The organism is Streptomyces sp. M92 (assembly GCF_028473745.1).
Lineage (GTDB): Bacteria > Actinomycetota > Actinomycetes > Streptomycetales > Streptomycetaceae > Streptomyces.
In genome coordinates this window covers 1,547,879-1,563,885 of sequence record NZ_CP101137.1, presented here as the reverse complement: position 1 = coordinate 1,563,885, position 16,007 = coordinate 1,547,879, and the positions used below count along the sequence as shown (strand labels likewise).

Sequence of the window (16,007 nt, the reverse complement as noted above, 5' to 3'; positions counted from 1 at the left end):
CCCCGCTCGTCAGTGCCGCGGCTCCCACCGGAACCGCCGCCGTACAGCAAACACCGCGACCACGGTCCAGGCCACCGCCGTCGCCACGGCGCCCAGCGCCTCGGCGGCCGAGAGGTCGCCGGCCCAGCCGCCGCGGACCAGGGTGACGACGGGCGTCAGCGGCAGCAGCTCGCAGACGGAGGCCACCTGGTCGGGGAAGAGGTCCAGCGGTACGAACATGCCGGAGCCGATCATCGAGACGAACGTGAACGGCAGCGGTGTGACCTGCGCGCTCTCCCCGGTACGGGTGAAACTCGCGGTGACGGCGGCGAGCGCGGCGCACATCACGAGGCCCAGCAGCAGACCGAGCACGGCGAGGTGGGGCGCGGACGGCGTGGACAGGTCCAGCAGGACGGCACAGCCCACGGCGAGCAGCAGGCTCTGCACGAGTCCGGCGAGCACGGCCGGCATCGCGGAGCCGCTGAGGATCTCGACGTCCCGGAGTTCGCCGGTGCGCAGCCGCTTGAGGACGAGCTCCTCGCGCCGGACGACGAAGACGCCGACGAGGGAGGAGTAGACGGCGAACAGCAGGGAGAAGCCGACCGCGGCGGGCAGCACCAGCATGCCGGGGGTCAGCCCGACCTCGGCGAGGTCCATCTCCTGGGACGCCGAGTACACGCTGAGCGGCAGCACCAGCGGCACGAACAGCGAGGCGAAGACGGTGCCCTTGTTCCGTCCCAGCAGGGTCATTTCGGCGCGGGCGAGCGCCGTCATCCGGCTCATCGGTGTGGTGGCCGGGCCCTTGGCGGCGCGCGCCGCGGGGGTCTTGGTCTCCGTGGCGCTCATGCCGCGTACTCCTTCTTCGTCGTGGCGTCGGAGGCGTCGGCGGCCTGCGCGGAAGCGCTCCGCGCGGAGGCGTCCTTCCCGGAGGCCTCCTTCGCGATCCGCAGGAACGCCTCCTCCAGGGACGCCGACCGCACGTCCAGCCGGCGCAGCTCGACGCCGGCCCGTTCGGCCCAGGTCAGCAGCCCGGTGGCCGCGCGCTGGAGCTCGCAGGTGCGGAGCCGGATCAGCCGGCCGTCCACCTCGTGGTCGCTCACGCCCAGTTCGCCCAGGGGCGGCAGGTCGCCCACGAAGTAGCCGTCGGGCAGTTCGAAGGTGATCCGGGACGGCTGCGAGGCGGTCACCTCCGCCGGGGTGCCGGTGGCGGCGATCCGGCCCTCGTGCATGATCGCGAGCCGGTCGGCGAGGTTCTCGGCCTCCTCCAGGTAGTGCGTGGTCAGCAGCACCGTCGTACCGGCGTCGCGCAGCGCGCTCACCAACTCCCAGGTCGCCCGGCGGCCTTCGGCGTCCAGTCCGGTGCTGGGCTCGTCGAGGAAGAGCACCTCGGGGTCGCCGAGCAGCGCGAGCGCCAGGTCCAGGCGGCGCCGCTGGCCCCCGGAGAGCTGCTTCACGCGGACGTCCGCCTTCGTCTCCAGCCCGACCAGGGAAAGCACCTCGGCCGGCGGACGGGCCCCGCTCACGCACCCAGCCCACATCCGCGCGGTCTCCGCGACGGTCAGCTCGGACGGGAAGCCGCCCTCCTGGAGCATCACCCCGGTGCGGGGGCGTACGGCGGCCCGCTCGGTGTACGGGTCGTGCCCGAGGACGCGCACCCGCCCGCCCGCCGGAGGGGCGAGGCCCTCCAGCAGCTCGACCGTGGACGTCTTGCCGGCGCCGTTGGTGCCGAGCAGTGCGAAGACCTCACCGCGGCGCACGGAGAAGTCGACCCCCCGCACGGCCTCGAACCCGCCCCCGTACACACGCCGCAGGTCGGTGACCTCAATCACGTGTTCGTGTCCGTTTGATCGCATGCCTCAAGCATCCCGGGGGCCCGGGGGCGGGAACAGTGCGGGCCGTCATCACCGGGCATGACAAATGTCAGACGGCGGCCGCCCGAGGGAGTCGCGCGGACGCACGAAAAGACCCCGGTCCACGGAGGACCGGGGTCTGATTCCCGAGCGGACGACGAGGCTCGAACTCGCGACCTCAACCTTGGCAAGGTTGCGCTCTACCAACTGAGCTACGTCCGCATTGCCCCCGACCGGCCTTCACCGATCGGTGCGAGCACCAGCCTACCTGATCCAATCGAGTGGTCGGTACGGCGGTGCAGAGCGGGTGACAGGAATTGCACACTGCGCCTTCCCCCTGGAAGGGGGATGTTCTACTACTGAACTACACCCGCGTGTTCCGTGAGCTGGGCCCTTCGGCCTCGCCCCTCGGCGTGCTCCAGACTTTAGCTGATCACCCGGGGTGTCGCGCAAGTCGGTTGCCGCGAGGGGCGGCTGAGCGCCCGTCGGCCCCTCCTGGCCGGGGCGGCCCCTGGCCCGGGCGGCTCACTGCGCCGCGGCGAACGCCTCGTACACCCGCTTCGGGATCCGGCCCCGCGCGGGCACGTCCATCTTGTTCGCCTGCGCCCACGCGCGGACCGCCGCCGGGTCGGGGGCGACCTCCGTCTGCCGGTACGTCTTGCCGGACCGGGACCGCTTGCGGCCGGCCGACACGTACGGCTCGAGGGCCGTGCGGAGTTTCCGGGCATTGGCTTCGTTCAGGTCGATCTCGTACATCCGGCCGTCGACTCCGAAGGCGATCGTCTCCGCCGCTTCCGAGCCGTCGATGTCGTCAAAGAGAGTGACCACGACACGCTGCGCCACGAATATCGGTCCCTTCGTGCGGCATCTCCGCGATGACGTGCCCGAACGTGCCAAGACGCCGCGATGATGCCGACTGTTCGCCTGTAATTGGGCAAAGTATCGGCTAATGACATTTCATTTGTACAGTGCCCGGCATTGCAATGGGAAGCCCGACTAAATCTCTCAGCGTGTCTGTGCGCAATAGGTGTCGGGGGTTGATCCGGGATCTTTCCCGAAGCTTTTCGTGGCGACCCCCTTCCGATACCCGATCGTGACTGGGCTCACGTAGATTCCTCCAAGGCTACGCGCGTAGAAATTTTGTACGGGTAGTCTGAAGGAACCTGCTCAGCACCACACACCGGGAGTGCCAGTGGCACGCGTCGTAGTCGACGTCATGCTCAAGCCGGAGATCCTCGACCCCCAGGGCCAGGCGGTGCAGCGCGCACTGCCGCGACTGGGTTTCGAAGGGATCTCGGACGTCCGTCAGGGAAAGCGATTCGAACTGGAAGTGGACGGGCCGGTCGACGACGCCGCCCTCGCCCGCATCCATGATCTTGCGGAATCCTTCCTCGCGAACACCGTGATCGAGGACTTCACCGTCAAGGTCGAGTCCGAGGACGTAGTCGCGGAGGCCGCGAAGTGACCGCTCGTATTGGCGTCGTCACTTTCCCCGGCTCTCTCGACGACCGCGACACGCAGCGCGCGATCCGCGTCGCCGGCGCGGAACCCGTCGCCCTCTGGCACAAGGACAAGGACCTCAAGCAGGTCGACGCCGTGGTGCTCTGCGGTGGTTTCTCGTACGGCGACTATCTGCGCGCCGGTGCCATCGCGCGCTTCTCGCCGGTGATGGACACCGTCATCGACCAGGCCAGGGCCGGGCTCCCCGTCCTCGGCATCTGCAACGGCTTCCAGATCCTCACCGAGGCGCACCTGCTCCCCGGCGGCATGCTGGGCAACGATCACCTGCACTTCATCTGCCGCGACCAGAAGCTGCGGGTGGAGAACGCGGGCACCGCCTGGACCAGCGACTACACCGCGGGCCAGGAGATCCACATCCCGCTGAAGAACATGGACGGGCGCTACGTCGCCGACCGGCGGACGCTGGACGAGCTGGAGGCCGAGGGCCGGGTCGCCTTCCGTTACCTGGACATGAACCCCAACGGCTCGCTCAACGACATCGCCGGCATCACCAACGCCGCCGGGAACGTCGTCGGCCTCATGCCGCACCCCGAGCACGCCGTCGAGCCGCTGATCGGCACCGGCCGCACCGACGGTCTCCCGTTCTTCACCTCGATCCTCAAGAAGCTGGTCAACGCATGAGCCGGACGCCTCTGGACACGGTCGAGCACGCGGCCGAGACCCCCGACGTCGAGCTGCCCTGGGCCGAGCTGGGCCTGAAGAAGGACGAGTACGAGAGGGTCGTGGAGATCCTCGGCCGCCGCCCCACCGGCGCTGAGCTGGCCATGTACTCCGTGATGTGGTCCGAGCACTGCTCGTACAAGAGCAGCAAGGTCCACCTGCGCCAGTTCGGCGAGAAGGCCCCCGAGTCCGACGCGATGCTCGTCGGCATCGGCGAGAACGCCGGTGTCGTCGACGTCGGCCAGGGCTACGCGGTCACCTTCAAGGTCGAGTCGCACAACCACCCGTCGTACGTGGAGCCCTACCAGGGCGCCGCGACCGGCGTCGGCGGCATCGTCCGCGACATCATCGCGATGGGCGCGCGCCCGGTCGCGGTCGTGGACCCGCTCCGCTTCGGCGCCGCCGACCACCCCGACACCAAGCGCGTCCTCCCGGGCGTCGTCGCCGGCATCGGCGGCTACGGCAACTGCCTGGGCCTGCCCAACATCGGCGGCGAGGTCGTCTTCGACGCCTGCTACCAGGGCAACCCGCTGGTCAACGCCGGTGCCATCGGCGTGATGCGGCACGAGGACATCCACCTCGCCAAGGCGTCCGGCGCGGGCAACAAGGTCATCCTGTACGGCGCCCGCACCGGCGGCGACGGCATCGGCGGCGCGTCGATCCTGGCGAGTGAGACCTTCGACGACGCGAAGCCGTCGAAGCGCCCCGCCGTCCAGGTCGGCGACCCCTTCCAGGAGAAGCTCCTCATCGAGTGCACCCTGGAGGCGTTCCAGGAGAAGCTGGTCGTCGGCATCCAGGACCTGGGCGCGGCGGGCCTGTCCTGCGCCACGTCCGAGCTGGCGTCGAACGGTTCCGGCGGCATGCGCGTCACCCTGGACGACGTTCCGCTGCGCGACTCCACCCTCTCGCCCGAGGAAATCCTCATGAGCGAGTCGCAGGAGCGCATGTGCGCGGTGGTCGAGCCCGGCAAGGTCGACCGTTTCCTGGAGATCTGCGAGAAGTGGGACGTCATCGCCACCGTCATCGGTGAGGTGACCGACGGCGACCGCCTGGAGATCTACTGGCACGGCGGCAAGATCGTCGACGTCGACCCGCGCACGGTCGCGCACGAGGGCCCGGTCTACGAGCGCCCCTTCGCCCGCCCGTCCTGGCAGGACGAGCTCCAGGCCGACGACGCGAACAAGCTGCCCCGGCCGGAGACGAGCGAGCAGCTCAAGGACCAGGTCCTGAAGCTGGTCGGCTCGCCCAACCAGGCGTCCAAGCAGTGGATCACCCAGCAGTACGACCACTTCGTGCAGGGCAACACCGTCCTCGCCCAGCCCGAGGACTCGGGCATGATCCGCGTGGACGAGGAGAGCGGCCTCGGCGTCGCCATCGCCACCGACGGCAACGGCCGCTACGCCAAGCTCGACCCGTACACGGGCGCGCAGCTCGCCCTGGCGGAGGCGTACCGCAACGTCGCCACGACCGGCGCGAAGCCGCTGGCGGTCTCCGACTGCCTGAACTTCGGTTCGCCGGAGGACCCGGCGGTCATGTGGCAGTTCGCGGAGGCCGTGCGCGGCCTGGCCGACGGCTGCCGGCAGCTCGGCACCCCGGTCACCGGCGGCAACGTCTCCCTCTACAACCAGACCGGCGAGGCCGCCATCCACCCCACCCCGGTGGTCGCGGTCCTCGGCGTCATCGACGACGTGGCCCGCCGCACGCCGGTCGCCTTCCAGGAGGAGGGCCAGCTGCTGTACCTCCTCGGCGACACCCGTGAGGAGTTCGGCGGCTCGGCCTGGTCCCAGGTGATCCACGACCACCTCGGCGGCCTGCCGCCGAAGGTCGACCTGGAGCGCGAACGCCTCCTCGGCGAGATCCTGATCTCCGCCTCCCGCGACGGCATGATCGACTCCGCGCACGACCTGTCCGACGGCGGTCTGGTCCAGGCGGTCGTCGAGTCGGCGCTGCTCGGCGGCAAGGGCGCGCGGCTGGTCGTACCGGACGGGCTGGACGCCTTCACCTTCCTCTTCTCGGAGTCGGCGGGCCGCGCGGTCGTCGCCGTCCCGCGCTCGGAGGAGGTCCGCTTCAACGACATGTGCGGCGCGCGGGGCCTGCCGACCACCCGCATCGGCGTCGTGGACGGGGACGCGGTGGAGGTTCAGGGCGAGTTCACTCTCTCCCTGACCGAGCTGCGCGAGGTCCACGAGCGCACGATCCCGGCGCTGCTCGCGTAGCGGGTCTGTGCGGTCGAGGTCCCGTCCGGCTGTCCGGGCGGGACCTCGTCGCCTCAGCGGACGTAGTTCTTGAGGACCTCCGTGTCGAGTTCGATGCCGACCGGGTCGGGGAGGACCACTGTCTCGCCGAAATCCGTGAGACGGATGTCGCGATAGCCACCGACTCGTCGGTTCGGGCGGCTGTGTACCGTCACCGTGCAGGTGTCCCGGTCGATCAGCAGGTACACGGGAATCCCCGCCTGCCCGTACGCGGCAGGCTTCTCGTGCCGGTCCCGCCGGTCCGTGTCCGAGTCGTACGACGTGACCTCGACGACCATGAGGGCGCCGTCCGGTTCGGCCCATTCGCCGTGTCCCGCGAAGTGGGCCTCGGGAGCGAGAACGGCGTCCGGCCGCGCCCTGCTCTGCCGGTACGCATCGACCCGTAGCCCCTGCGTTTGGTACAGGTCCAGGTCCGGCCGCGACTGCATACAGCGCTTGGCCAGCCAGGACACGATGCTGTTGTGGTCCCCGTCCGTCACCGGCTTGACCTCGATCCGTCCGTCGATGAACTCCAACGTGACGGTCTCGGGAGCGGCGGACGCGATCGTTTCGAACTCGTCCACCGACATCTGAGACGTGTGCTCGGCCATAACCGTCATGTTGCACCTCCTTCCAGGCGCGGACCAGTGTTTCCGGGCTGCGCGGGGCGCCGGTCCGGGCTTTCACGGTCAGACACACATACGAGTGACGGTCGTGTCGTCGCCCCGGTCCCCGGGCGTACGGCACGGACCCCGGGCTCGCCTAGGCTCACCGTCATGCCGCCCGCCAGGAAACGCCCCCGCGCCTACGACCCCGCACGCACCCGCGCTGCCGTACTGGCCCAGTTCGGCAACGTACGGGCCGCCGTACGCACCCTCACGCCCGAGCAGCTCGCCCTGCCGACCCGGCTCGGGGGCTGGACCGTGCGGGAGCTGGTGGCGCACGTCGGGATGGCGCTGACCGCCGTGAACCGGCTGCTGGACGAGCCCGAGCCCGCGCGGCAGGACGGGCGGCTGCTCGACTGGCCGTTCGCGATCGCCGCCGACGCGGACGCCATCGCCGCCACCGCCCGGCGCCTGGCGGCCGAGCACCCCGACCTCGACGCCCACCTCGCCGACGTCGAGCGCCGCTTCACCGACCGCCTCGACACCCACCCCGGCACCCGGCTGCTGCCCACCGGCGCCGGCGCCCTCCCGCTGGCCGACTACGTCGTCACCCGCACCGTCGAGCTGGTCGTCCACACCGACGACCTGAACGCCGCCGTGCCCGGCCTCGACATCCCGTACGACCGGCAGGCGCTGGCCGCCGCGACCCGGCTGCTCGCGGACGCGCTCGCCGCGACGGCGCCCGGCGGCTCGACAGAGGTGCGCGTCCCGCCGTACGCCGTCGTGCAGTGCGTCGAGGGGCTGCGGCACACCCGGGGCACCCCGCCGAACGTCGTCGAGACCGACCCGCTGACCTGGATGCGGCTGGCGGCCGGGCGGCTGGCCTGGGAGGACGCCGTGGCCGAGGCGAAGGTGAGCGCGAGCGGAGAGCGGGCCGACCTGGGGGGCCTGCTGCCGTTGCTCAGGTGAGCGGAAGAGGGGAACCAGATCCTCCGCGCCTCCGTCGAATCGGCATGTACAGGCAGAAGCAGCAGCGCAGCGTCCTCCTGACCGGCCGCGCCAAGCCCCTGACCGTGGCCGCCGCAGCCGTGCTCGTGCCGCTCGCCGCGGCCTGCGGCACCGAGAAGGCCGACGGCGGCAGCGGCTCCGTCGGCGCCGGCACACCCGTCACCGGCGTGCGGTGGAGCATCGACTCCCTCACCGTGGACGGCGCCACCCACCAGGCACCCGACTCCGCGCGGGTCCGGATCGACGACGGCGGTGAGGCGTCCGGCAGCACCGGCTGCAACACCTTCAGCGCCCGCGCCCACATCGACGGCGAGCGCATCCGGTTCAGCGACGCCATGTTCACCGAGAAGGGCTGTACGGACACGCCCCCGGACTTCGAGAAGTCCCTGGGACGGGCCCTCACCACCGACCTGACCGCCAGGACCGAGGGCGACCGCCTGACCCTCACCACCGCCGACGGCGACACCGTCCGCCTCAGCAAACCGAAGGACGCGCCCCTGTACGGCACGAAGTGGACCGTCACGACCCCCGGTCACGAGGGCAGCGCCCACCTCACCTTCGACAAGGACGCGAAGACCGTCGCGGGCCGCCTCCCCTGCAACCACGTCAACGCGAAGGCCACGGTCGGCGACGGCCACATCACCCTGGGCGCCCCGGCGACGACCCGAATGATGTGCGAAGGCTCACTCATGGACGCCGAGAAGCGGATCCTGGGCTTCTTCGAGGGCCGGGTCGAATACCGCATCGATCATGGAAGCCTGACGCTGACCAGGGAAGACGGAAAGAGCCTCAAGGCCTGGGCCGATCAGTGATCCCCGCGTGAGCCGTTGTCCCCAATTCGGACCAGTGGTCGACCTCGCCTACACTCGGAGGCGTGCCACGTGGTGACGGTCGACTCAATCACGATCTGCTTCCCGGCGAGAAGGGCCCCCAGGACGCTTGCGGCGTCTTCGGTGTCTGGGCTCCGGGTGAAGAGGTCGCAAAGCTCACGTACTTCGGGCTCTACGCCCTCCAGCATCGGGGTCAGGAATCCGCGGGAATCGCGGTCAGCAACGGCTCCCAGATCCTCGTCTTCAAGGACATGGGCCTGGTGTCCCAGGTCTTCGACGAGACCTCGCTCGGTTCGCTCCAGGGTCACATCGCGGTCGGTCACGCCCGCTACTCGACCACCGGTGCCTCCGTGTGGGAGAACGCCCAGCCGACGTTCCGCGCCACCGCGCAGGGCTCCATCGCGCTCGGGCACAACGGCAACCTCGTCAACACCGCCCAGCTCGCCGAGCTGGTCGCCGACCTGCCCAAGCAGGACGGCCGCTCCACGCGGGTCGCGGCGACCAACGACACCGACCTGCTGACCGCGCTGCTCGCGGCCCAGGTCGACGACGACGGCAAGCCGCTGACCATCGAGGAGGCCGCCCACCGGGTGCTTCCCCAGGTCATGGGCGCCTTCTCCCTCGTCTTCATGGACGAGCACACCCTCTACGCCGCCCGCGACCCGCAGGGCATCCGCCCGCTGGTCCTCGGCCGGCTGGAGCGCGGCTGGGTGGTCGCCTCCGAGTCCGCCGCCCTGGACATCTGCGGTGCCGCGTACGTCCGCGAGATCGAGCCGGGCGAGTTCGTCGCCATCGACGAGAACGGCCTGCGCACTTCGCGATTCGCGGAAGCGAAGCCCAAGGGCTGCGTCTTCGAGTACGTGTACCTGGCCCGCCCAGACACCGACATCGCCGGCCGGAACGTGTACCTCTCCCGCGTCGAGATGGGCCGCAAGCTGGCCAAGGAGGCCCCCGCAGACGCCGACCTGGTCATAGCGACCCCGGAGTCCGGCACGCCCGCCGCGATCGGGTACGCCGAGGCCTCCGGCATCCCCTTCGGCAACGGCCTGGTGAAGAACGCCTACGTCGGCCGCACCTTCATCCAGCCCTCGCAGACCATCCGCCAGCTCGGCATCCGTCTGAAGCTGAACCCGCTGAAGGAAGTCATCAAGGGCAAGCGGCTGGTCGTCGTCGACGACTCCATCGTCCGCGGCAACACCCAGCGGGCCCTGGTCCGCATGCTCCGCGAGGCCGGCGCCGCCGAGGTCCACATCCGGATCTCCTCCCCGCCGGTGAAGTGGCCCTGCTTCTTCGGCATCGACTTCGCCACCCGCGCCGAGCTCATCGCCAACGGCATGAGCATCGACGAGATCGGCACCTCGCTCGGCGCCGACTCCCTGGCGTACATCTCCATCGACGGCATGATCGAGGCGACCACCATCGCCAAGCCGAACCTGTGCCGCGCCTGCTTCGACGGCGAGTACCCGATGGAGCTTCCCGACCCCGAGCTGCTCGGCAAGCAGCTCCTGGAGACCGAGCTGGCCGCCGGGCCCGCCGCGACGGCCGCCGCCGACGCCATCCGTCGCCCGTAGCGCCGCCCGCACCACCTGCCGTACGACACAAAGGTTCTCATCGTCATGTCTGACACAACTGGTGCCAGCTACGCAGCCGCGGGCGTCGACATCGAGGCGGGCGACCGCGCCGTCGAGCTCATGAAGGAATGGGTGAAGAAGACGCAGCGCCCCGAGCTCCTCGGCGGCCTCGGCGGCTTCGCCGGCCTCTTCGACGCCTCCGCCCTCAAGAACTACGAGCGTCCCCTGCTCGCCTCCGCCACCGACGGCGTCGGCACCAAGGTCGACATCGCGCGCCGGCTGGGCGTCTACGACACCATCGGCCACGACCTGGTCGCCATGGTCATGGACGACATCGTGGTCTGCGGCGCCGAGCCGCTGTTCATGACCGACTACATCTGCGTCGGCAAGGTCCACCCCGAGCGCGTCGCCGCGATCGTGAAGGGCATCGCCGAGGGCTGCGTCCTGGCCGGGTGCGCCCTGGTCGGCGGCGAGACCGCCGAGCACCCGGGCCTGCTCGGCGCGGACGACTTCGACGTCGCCGGCGCCGGTACGGGCGCCGTGGAGGCCGACCGGCTGCTGGGCCCCGACCGCATCCGCAAGGGTGACGCGGTCGTCGCCATGGCCGCCTCCGGTCTTCACTCGAACGGGTACTCGCTCGTCCGCCACGTCCTGCTGAACGAGGCGGGCCTGTCGCTCGACGCCCACCTGGACGGCCTCGGCCGCACCCTCGGCGAGGAGCTGCTGGAGCCCACCAAGATCTACTCCCTGGACTGCCTGGCCCTCACCCGCACCACCGAGGTCCACGCCTTCAGCCACGTCACCGGCGGCGGACTCGCCGCCAACCTGGCCCGGGTGATCCCGGACGGCCTGCACGCGACCGTCGACCGCTCCACCTGGACCCCGGGCGCGATCTTCGACCTGGTCGGGACGACCGGCAAGGTCGAGCGCCTGGAGCTGGAGAAGACCCTGAACATGGGTGTGGGCATGATCGCGATCGTGCCCGAGGAGTCGACGGACGTGGCACTGGCGACCCTGGCCGACCGCGGCGTGGACGCCTGGGTGGCCGGCGAGATCACCGACCGCGGCGACCACGGGACCGGCGCGGCCCTCGTCGGCGACTACGCCGCCTGAGCCGCTGCGGTACCCGCGGGTAGCACAACACCCGGTCGGTGACCTGAGTCACCGACCGGGCGGGTGTTCAGTGCGAGGTCAAGCGCCGCGACGTTGCTGCGGGGACTGGCCGTCCTCGTCCTCGTCGTCGTCCTCGTAGAGGTCGGCGTACTTCGCGTACACGTCATCCTCTTGCTCATCGTCCTCGAATGGCCCGCCATTCGGCGGTTGGGCATTCGACGGCGATGCGCCCAGCTCCTCGGCCAGGCGGGAGAGATCAGTCCCACCGCTGTTGTACTTCAGCTGGCGGGCGACCTTCGTCTGCTTGGCCTTGGCCCGGCCGCGCCCCATGGCTCGACCCCCTCAACGACGGGGCTCGACGGCCCCAGAGTCTTGACACGCGTTCATGGTCCGGAACGGGCTCTCCGTGGAGAGACCGGTCCGTAGGGCTTCCACGGTACCTGAGCCCACGCCCATACGGTACGTCGCCCGCAGGACGTGACCACGTCCAGGACCGTCGAGGCGCCCCGTCCTCGCTGGTCAAGGGCGATTTTAACCACCTTTCGACGGTCGACCCGCCGGGATAAGTGAGAGTTCTCTCCAACCGCCTCCCGGCGGGTACCGCTCACACATTCGAATACCGGCCGCCCGGATCACCGTCGAGGTGCCCCGCGGTCACCGCCCGGTCACCGACGGGTCCGGGCCTCCGCCATCCGCTGCTCGGCGATCCGGTCGGCCGCGGCGGCCGGCGGAATTCCGTCTTCCTTCGCACGTGCGAATATGGCCAGCGTGGTGTCGTAGATCTTCGCGGCCTGCGCCTTGCACCGGTCGAAGTCGAAGCCGTGCAGCTCGTCGGCGACCTGGATGACCCCGCCGGCGTTCACCACGTAGTCCGGCGCGTAGAGGATGCCGCGATCGGCGAGGTCCTTCTCCACACCCGGGTGGGCGAGCTGGTTGTTGGCGGCGCCGCACACCACCTTGGCGGTCAGGACCGGCACGGTGTCGTCGTCGAGCGCGCCGCCGAGCGCGCACGGGGCGTAGATGTCCAGGTTCTCCACCCGGATCAGCGCGTCCGTGTCGGCGACGGCCACGACCGACGGGTGCCGCTCGGTGATGGAGCGCACGACGTCCTTGCGTACGTCGGTGACGACGACGTGCGCCCCCTCGGCGAGCAGGTGCTCGACCAGGTGGTGGCCGACCTTGCCGACGCCCGCGATGCCGACGGTGCGGTCGCGCAGCGTCGGGTCGCCCCACAGGTGCTGGGCGGCGGCCCGCATGCCCTGGTAGACGCCGAAGGAGGTGAGGACGGAGGAGTCGCCGGCGCCGCCGTTCTCCGGGGAGCGGCCGGTCGTCCAGCGGCACTCGCGGGCCACGACGTCCATGTCGGCGACGTAGGTGCCGACGTCGCAGGCGGTGACGTAGCGGCCGCCGAGCGAGGCGACGAAGCGGCCGTAGGCGAGCAGCAGTTCCTCGCTCTTGACCTGCTCCGGGTCGCCGATGATCACGGCCTTGCCGCCGCCGTGCTCGAGGCCGGCCATGGCGTTCTTGTACGACATCCCGCGCGCGAGGTTCAGCGCGTCGGCGACGGCGTCCGCCTCGTTCGCGTACGGGTAGAAGCGCGTACCGCCCAGCGCGGGGCCCAGGGCGGTGGAGTGGATGGCGATGACGGCCTTGAGGCCGCTGGCGCGGTCCTGGCAGAGCACGACCTGCTCATGTCCCCCCTGGTCCGAGTGGAACAGGGTGTGCAGTACATCAGCAGGTGCGCCGGTTACGTCGGTCACGGTGGTGACTCCTGTGTAGTTGCGGCGGGTGGAGACCTGTCCCCAAGGGGTGGCGGGGACTGTGGCATGAGATTAGAGCCTGGAGGCGTCCCCCCGCCGTACAGTGCTCAGGATCACCTCCGCACGGAGTACGGGCGTGCGACGATTTGCCGAGGTTCCCGCGCGTTTGTGATCGGTTCCGGCAGGTTTTCGGGGCGGTGCGCGGGGGAGGGAGCAGGCGTGCGCAAGGTGTCCTCGGTGATCGTCCCCTACGCGGCGTATCTGCGCGTGTACGAGCCGCTGGCCGCGTTCCCCGACGACGAGCGCGCCCACTGGACCCGTTACGCCCGCCGCACCGACCTGCCCTCCTACCAGGACGAGTTGCGCCGCTCCCTGTCCGACCTGCTGCCCACCCCGCCCGTCGCGGTGCCGGTGCACGAGAGCGCCGACGCCTTCGTGACCGAGGTCGACGGCGTGGTCTGCGTCTGCCCCTGGCGGACCCGGCTGCGCGGCTGGCAGGCCCTGGGCGAGCTGGCCGAGGACTTCCCGGAGCCGGTGCTGGACGCCCTGCTCCCCCCGGTCGTACGCCGCCAGAGCGCCCAGGACTACGAACGGTGGCTGGAGCGCAACCCGGACGCCCGCCCCTGGATCCGCACCGCCACCTGGCAGGTGCCGATCAACTGGTTCGTGCTGGTCTCCGACGCCGAGCGGGAGTACGACAGGGGCGGTGACGGGGACGGCGGTGCCGCGCCGGTGCTGCGCTACCGGACGCCGATGGTGCAGGCCCGCCGACGGGTGGCGCGGGGGCTGCGGGCGCTCAAGGAGGCCGTGGACGAGGGGCCGCTCATCGACGGCCTGGTGGACGTGGGGCGCTGGCTGGAGGAGTTCCACCCGCGCTCCCTGGTCGAGCTGGACTACGGAGGGCTCGTGCACGCCGTGCCCGCCGGTGAGTTGGAGGACGACCACTCCGCGGCGGACGTGGCCGAGGGCATCGATGCGCTGCGGCACGGCGACGGGGCCGCGGCGGGGGCGGCGTACGGGCGGCTGGTGGAGCGCTGGCGCGCGGTCCGGGACCGCCGGTCGGCGAACTGACGTTTGACGTACCGCCCGATGTGAGGTTTCGTCTTCCGATCCGACACTCGCCCGGTGTGGGCTGATCTTTTGTCGACAAGGGACGTAGGTCCCGATCCGGGCGTATGAGTCAAGCGTGACGGACCGCACGTACATCACTCTTGCGCCCGTTCCCCCTCCTCATGCCAAAATAGGACAAGGAGCCCGGGGAGGGCTCGATCCGTCCCATTGTGATGCACTGTGGGCGGAATCCTGGGTTTGCACGCTTTGGGGGGTCTGGTGACGCCTGATCGTCATGTGACTGATCGTCACAGTGGCGTGACTGTCCGCTATGGCATGGTCCATCGGCTTCCGTCGCTGATGAACACCTGGGAGGGCAATTCCATCGGTTTGGCCGACGCGGCTGGACAGATGGTGTAGTTGTAGTGCCGAGGACAAGCCGTTCGTCCTATAACCGACTCGACTCGCGTCTCTCATTCCGGGCAACGCGGGTCAAGGTGCAGAATTTAGAGGAAAGAACCGAGAAGGTTCGGTTCTCCCGAGGAGGCCGCTCATGACCGCTCGCACCCCTGATGCCGAGCCGCTGCTGACCCCGGCTGAGGTCGCCACCATGTTCCGCGTCGACCCGAAGACGGTCACGCGCTGGGCGAAGGCCGGCAAGCTCACGTCGATCCGCACGCTCGGCGGGCATCGCCGCTACCGCGAGGCCGAGGTCCGCGCCCTGCTCGCGGGCATCCCGCAGCAGCGCAGCGAGGCCTGAACAACTGAATAACCGGGCAAAACGGCAGGTCCCCCAACCCGCCGAGGAGCTCGGAACCACAGCTCCACACGACGCCGTTCCTGCCCCAACAGGGGTGCGTCGTCGATCGCGCTGGACTCCGCCGGGTCCAGCGCGATCTCTTTTTTGTGCGGTCCTGTGCCTGGTGAGGGGTCGTGTGCCGCCCTCTGTGAGCGCCCTTGTCGGAGTCTGGGGAGAGGTGTCGGAACGGCTGTGCGGGGGCTGCGGGGGGACTGCGGGGAGACTGGGGGGAGCGGTGCAATTGCACATATTAAATTGACCAGTTGTAGGGGAGCCGTAAGTGCCGCGGTTTCAAAAACTCATGCGGTGACACCCGTCACAGCGCGCGGTGCTTGTTGGGTGCGGCACGGGTGCGTTAATGGAGGCCCGCGCTCCAGAAGGCCGGTGTGGCAAGGGCGTTGGGGCCGGCGGACCTCACGCCGGGGACGCGGTCTCGCTCTCGGCGCCCTCTTGACGGCTCGTCGGGGACTGGGGGGCGGGTGAGTCCAGTGCCAGCCGCAGCAGCCGGTGGCAGATCGGACAGTGGCGCGTCAGATGACGGTAGGACGTCGCGGCCGACAAGTGCGCGCGGAGCAGGGCCCGCGTCTCGTGCCTGACCGATGCCGCCATACGCCACCTCCGGGGCCGTGCGGGGACGTTCCCTGTCTTTGGAGTACCGAGCGAATGTGACGCCGTCAAGGCCGGGAGAGGGGCGCTGGGAGCCTTTTGGTGAGCGTGGGGCGGAACGCGTCGGGGGAGCACGAGAAGAGGCCCGCACGAGAATGGGGCCCGTACTGGTTCGTCACCGGCTTGGAGGGCGAGCTGTCCCGTCCGCTGTTCTGACGGCGCGGCGCGCACTCGTACTTGCGGGCGGGGAGACGAGGAAAGACCCGCACCGATGGGTGCGGGTCTTTCTGCTGCGGTCCTGACGGGATTTGAACCCGCGGCCTCCACCTTGACAGGGTGGCGAGCACTCCAAACTGCTCCACAGGACCAGGTTTCGCGGCGCTTTTCTTGCGTTGCGCTGCGAGAAGAGACTGTACAGGAG

The 16,007-nt window shown here is 70.0% G+C and carries 16 protein-coding genes and 3 tRNA genes; 9 read left to right on the top strand and 10 right to left on the bottom strand.

Annotation, left to right across the window (positions count from 1 at the left end; translation table 11 throughout):
* Positions 1–9: 9 nt before the first annotated feature.
* The 5 genes from M6G08_RS07025 to M6G08_RS07005 all read right to left on the bottom strand — a co-directional run bounded on the left by M6G08_RS07025 (position 10) and on the right by M6G08_RS07005 (position 2,672).
* On the bottom strand, positions 10–825 hold the full coding sequence (locus M6G08_RS07025; protein ID WP_272586318.1) for an ABC transporter permease: 816 nt from the start codon (positions 823–825) through the stop codon (positions 10–12).
* Positions 822–1,832 (bottom strand): ABC transporter ATP-binding protein, encoded by a 1,011-nt coding sequence (locus tag M6G08_RS07020; protein WP_272586317.1) that lies wholly within the window; start codon positions 1,830–1,832, stop codon positions 822–824. Before M6G08_RS07020 ends, M6G08_RS07025 begins: the two co-directional genes overlap by 4 nt.
* Before the next feature lie 146 nt (positions 1,833–1,978).
* Positions 1,979–2,051: transfer RNA gene (locus tag M6G08_RS07015), tRNA-Gly, on the bottom strand.
* Positions 2,052–2,131: 80 nt separating this feature from the next.
* Positions 2,132–2,203 (bottom strand) — tRNA-Gly (locus tag M6G08_RS07010).
* A 151-nt stretch (positions 2,204–2,354) separates the two neighbouring features.
* A complete protein-coding gene (locus M6G08_RS07005; protein ID WP_272586316.1) occupies positions 2,355–2,672 on the bottom strand; it encodes a histone-like nucleoid-structuring protein Lsr2 in 318 nt (105 codons plus the stop codon).
* A 349-nt stretch (positions 2,673–3,021) separates the two neighbouring features.
* Between M6G08_RS07005 and purS the strand changes: the two genes are divergently transcribed.
* The 3 genes from purS to purL are packed head-to-tail and all read left to right on the top strand — an operon-like array spanning position 3,022 to position 6,226.
* Positions 3,022–3,294: a phosphoribosylformylglycinamidine synthase subunit PurS gene (purS, locus tag M6G08_RS07000; protein WP_073725854.1), complete on the top strand. Its 273-nt coding sequence runs from the start codon at positions 3,022–3,024 to the stop codon at positions 3,292–3,294.
* Entirely contained in the window at positions 3,291–3,971 is a 681-nt protein-coding gene (gene purQ / locus M6G08_RS06995) for a phosphoribosylformylglycinamidine synthase subunit PurQ (RefSeq protein ID WP_272586315.1), read from the top strand. Before purS ends, purQ begins: the two co-directional genes overlap by 4 nt.
* Positions 3,968–6,226, top strand: coding sequence for a phosphoribosylformylglycinamidine synthase subunit PurL (purL, locus tag M6G08_RS06990; protein WP_272586314.1), 2,259 nt, complete (start codon positions 3,968–3,970; stop codon positions 6,224–6,226). The genes purQ and purL overlap by 4 nt, the downstream gene beginning before the upstream one ends.
* Positions 6,227–6,279: 53 nt before the next feature.
* Here purL and M6G08_RS06985 read toward each other — a convergent pair whose 3' ends face one another.
* A complete protein-coding gene (locus M6G08_RS06985; RefSeq protein WP_272586313.1) occupies positions 6,280–6,864 on the bottom strand; it encodes a Uma2 family endonuclease in 585 nt (194 codons plus the stop codon).
* A gap of 156 nt (positions 6,865–7,020) precedes the next feature.
* Between M6G08_RS06985 and M6G08_RS06980 the strand changes: the two genes are divergently transcribed.
* The 4 genes from M6G08_RS06980 to purM all read left to right on the top strand — a co-directional run bounded on the left by M6G08_RS06980 (position 7,021) and on the right by purM (position 11,371).
* Positions 7,021–7,818 (top strand): maleylpyruvate isomerase family mycothiol-dependent enzyme, encoded by a 798-nt coding sequence (locus M6G08_RS06980; protein WP_272586312.1) that lies wholly within the window; start codon positions 7,021–7,023, stop codon positions 7,816–7,818.
* Positions 7,819–7,862: 44 nt separating this feature from the next.
* Positions 7,863–8,669 (top strand): META domain-containing protein, encoded by an 807-nt coding sequence (locus M6G08_RS06975; protein ID WP_272586311.1) that lies wholly within the window; start codon positions 7,863–7,865, stop codon positions 8,667–8,669.
* A gap of 62 nt (positions 8,670–8,731) precedes the next feature.
* The gene (purF, locus tag M6G08_RS06970; protein ID WP_272586310.1) at positions 8,732–10,258 is read left to right on the top strand and encodes an amidophosphoribosyltransferase; all 1,527 of its coding nucleotides are present in this window, start codon (positions 8,732–8,734) and stop codon (positions 10,256–10,258) included.
* Between the two features lie 45 nt (positions 10,259–10,303).
* A complete protein-coding gene (purM, locus tag M6G08_RS06965) occupies positions 10,304–11,371 on the top strand; it encodes a phosphoribosylformylglycinamidine cyclo-ligase (RefSeq protein WP_272586309.1) in 1,068 nt (355 codons plus the stop codon).
* A 78-nt stretch (positions 11,372–11,449) separates the two neighbouring features.
* Here the strand turns inward: purM and M6G08_RS06960 are convergent, their stop codons facing one another.
* Complete coding sequence (locus M6G08_RS06960) at positions 11,450–11,701, bottom strand: DUF3073 domain-containing protein (protein WP_272586308.1); 252 nt, start codon at positions 11,699–11,701, stop codon at positions 11,450–11,452.
* A gap of 335 nt (positions 11,702–12,036) precedes the next feature.
* Positions 12,037–13,131 (bottom strand): Leu/Phe/Val dehydrogenase, encoded by a 1,095-nt coding sequence (locus M6G08_RS06955; RefSeq protein WP_272586307.1) that lies wholly within the window; start codon positions 13,129–13,131, stop codon positions 12,037–12,039.
* A gap of 219 nt (positions 13,132–13,350) precedes the next feature.
* On the opposite strand from M6G08_RS06955, the gene M6G08_RS06950 reads away from it, so the two are divergent.
* On the top strand, positions 13,351–14,202 hold the full coding sequence (locus tag M6G08_RS06950; RefSeq protein ID WP_272586306.1) for a DUF8083 family protein: 852 nt from the start codon (positions 13,351–13,353) through the stop codon (positions 14,200–14,202).
* A gap of 532 nt (positions 14,203–14,734) precedes the next feature.
* A complete protein-coding gene (gene bldC, locus M6G08_RS06945; RefSeq protein WP_003949541.1) occupies positions 14,735–14,941 on the top strand; it encodes a developmental transcriptional regulator BldC in 207 nt (68 codons plus the stop codon).
* A gap of 453 nt (positions 14,942–15,394) precedes the next feature.
* Here bldC and M6G08_RS06940 read toward each other — a convergent pair whose 3' ends face one another.
* Together M6G08_RS06940 and M6G08_RS06935 are read right to left on the bottom strand one after the other, a co-directional pair.
* Positions 15,395–15,589, bottom strand: a complete 195-nt coding sequence (locus tag M6G08_RS06940) for a DUF6274 family protein (RefSeq protein ID WP_272586305.1) — start codon at positions 15,587–15,589, stop codon at positions 15,395–15,397.
* A 290-nt stretch (positions 15,590–15,879) separates the two neighbouring features.
* Positions 15,880–15,954 (bottom strand) — tRNA-Asp (locus M6G08_RS06935).
* Positions 15,955–16,007 lie beyond the last annotated feature (53 nt).

Coding starts and splice junctions, on each gene's coding strand:
- M6G08_RS06975 (WP_272586311.1), top strand. CDS start 7,863: ATGTACAGGCAGAAGCAGCAGCGCAGCGTCCTCCTGACCGGCCGCGCC.
- purL (WP_272586314.1), top strand. CDS start 3,968: ATGAGCCGGACGCCTCTGGACACGGTCGAGCACGCGGCCGAGACCCCC.
- M6G08_RS06960 (WP_272586308.1), bottom strand. CDS start 11,701: ATGGGGCGCGGCCGGGCCAAGGCCAAGCAGACGAAGGTCGCCCGCCAG.
- M6G08_RS06940 (WP_272586305.1), bottom strand. CDS start 15,589: ATGGCGGCATCGGTCAGGCACGAGACGCGGGCCCTGCTCCGCGCGCAC.
- M6G08_RS07025 (WP_272586318.1), bottom strand. CDS start 825: ATGAGCGCCACGGAGACCAAGACCCCCGCGGCGCGCGCCGCCAAGGGC.
- M6G08_RS06985 (WP_272586313.1), bottom strand. CDS start 6,864: ATGACGGTTATGGCCGAGCACACGTCTCAGATGTCGGTGGACGAGTTC.
- M6G08_RS06980 (WP_272586312.1), top strand. CDS start 7,021: ATGCCGCCCGCCAGGAAACGCCCCCGCGCCTACGACCCCGCACGCACC.
- M6G08_RS07020 (WP_272586317.1), bottom strand. CDS start 1,832: ATGCGATCAAACGGACACGAACACGTGATTGAGGTCACCGACCTGCGG.
- bldC (WP_003949541.1), top strand. CDS start 14,735: ATGACCGCTCGCACCCCTGATGCCGAGCCGCTGCTGACCCCGGCTGAG.
- purM (WP_272586309.1), top strand. CDS start 10,304: ATGTCTGACACAACTGGTGCCAGCTACGCAGCCGCGGGCGTCGACATC.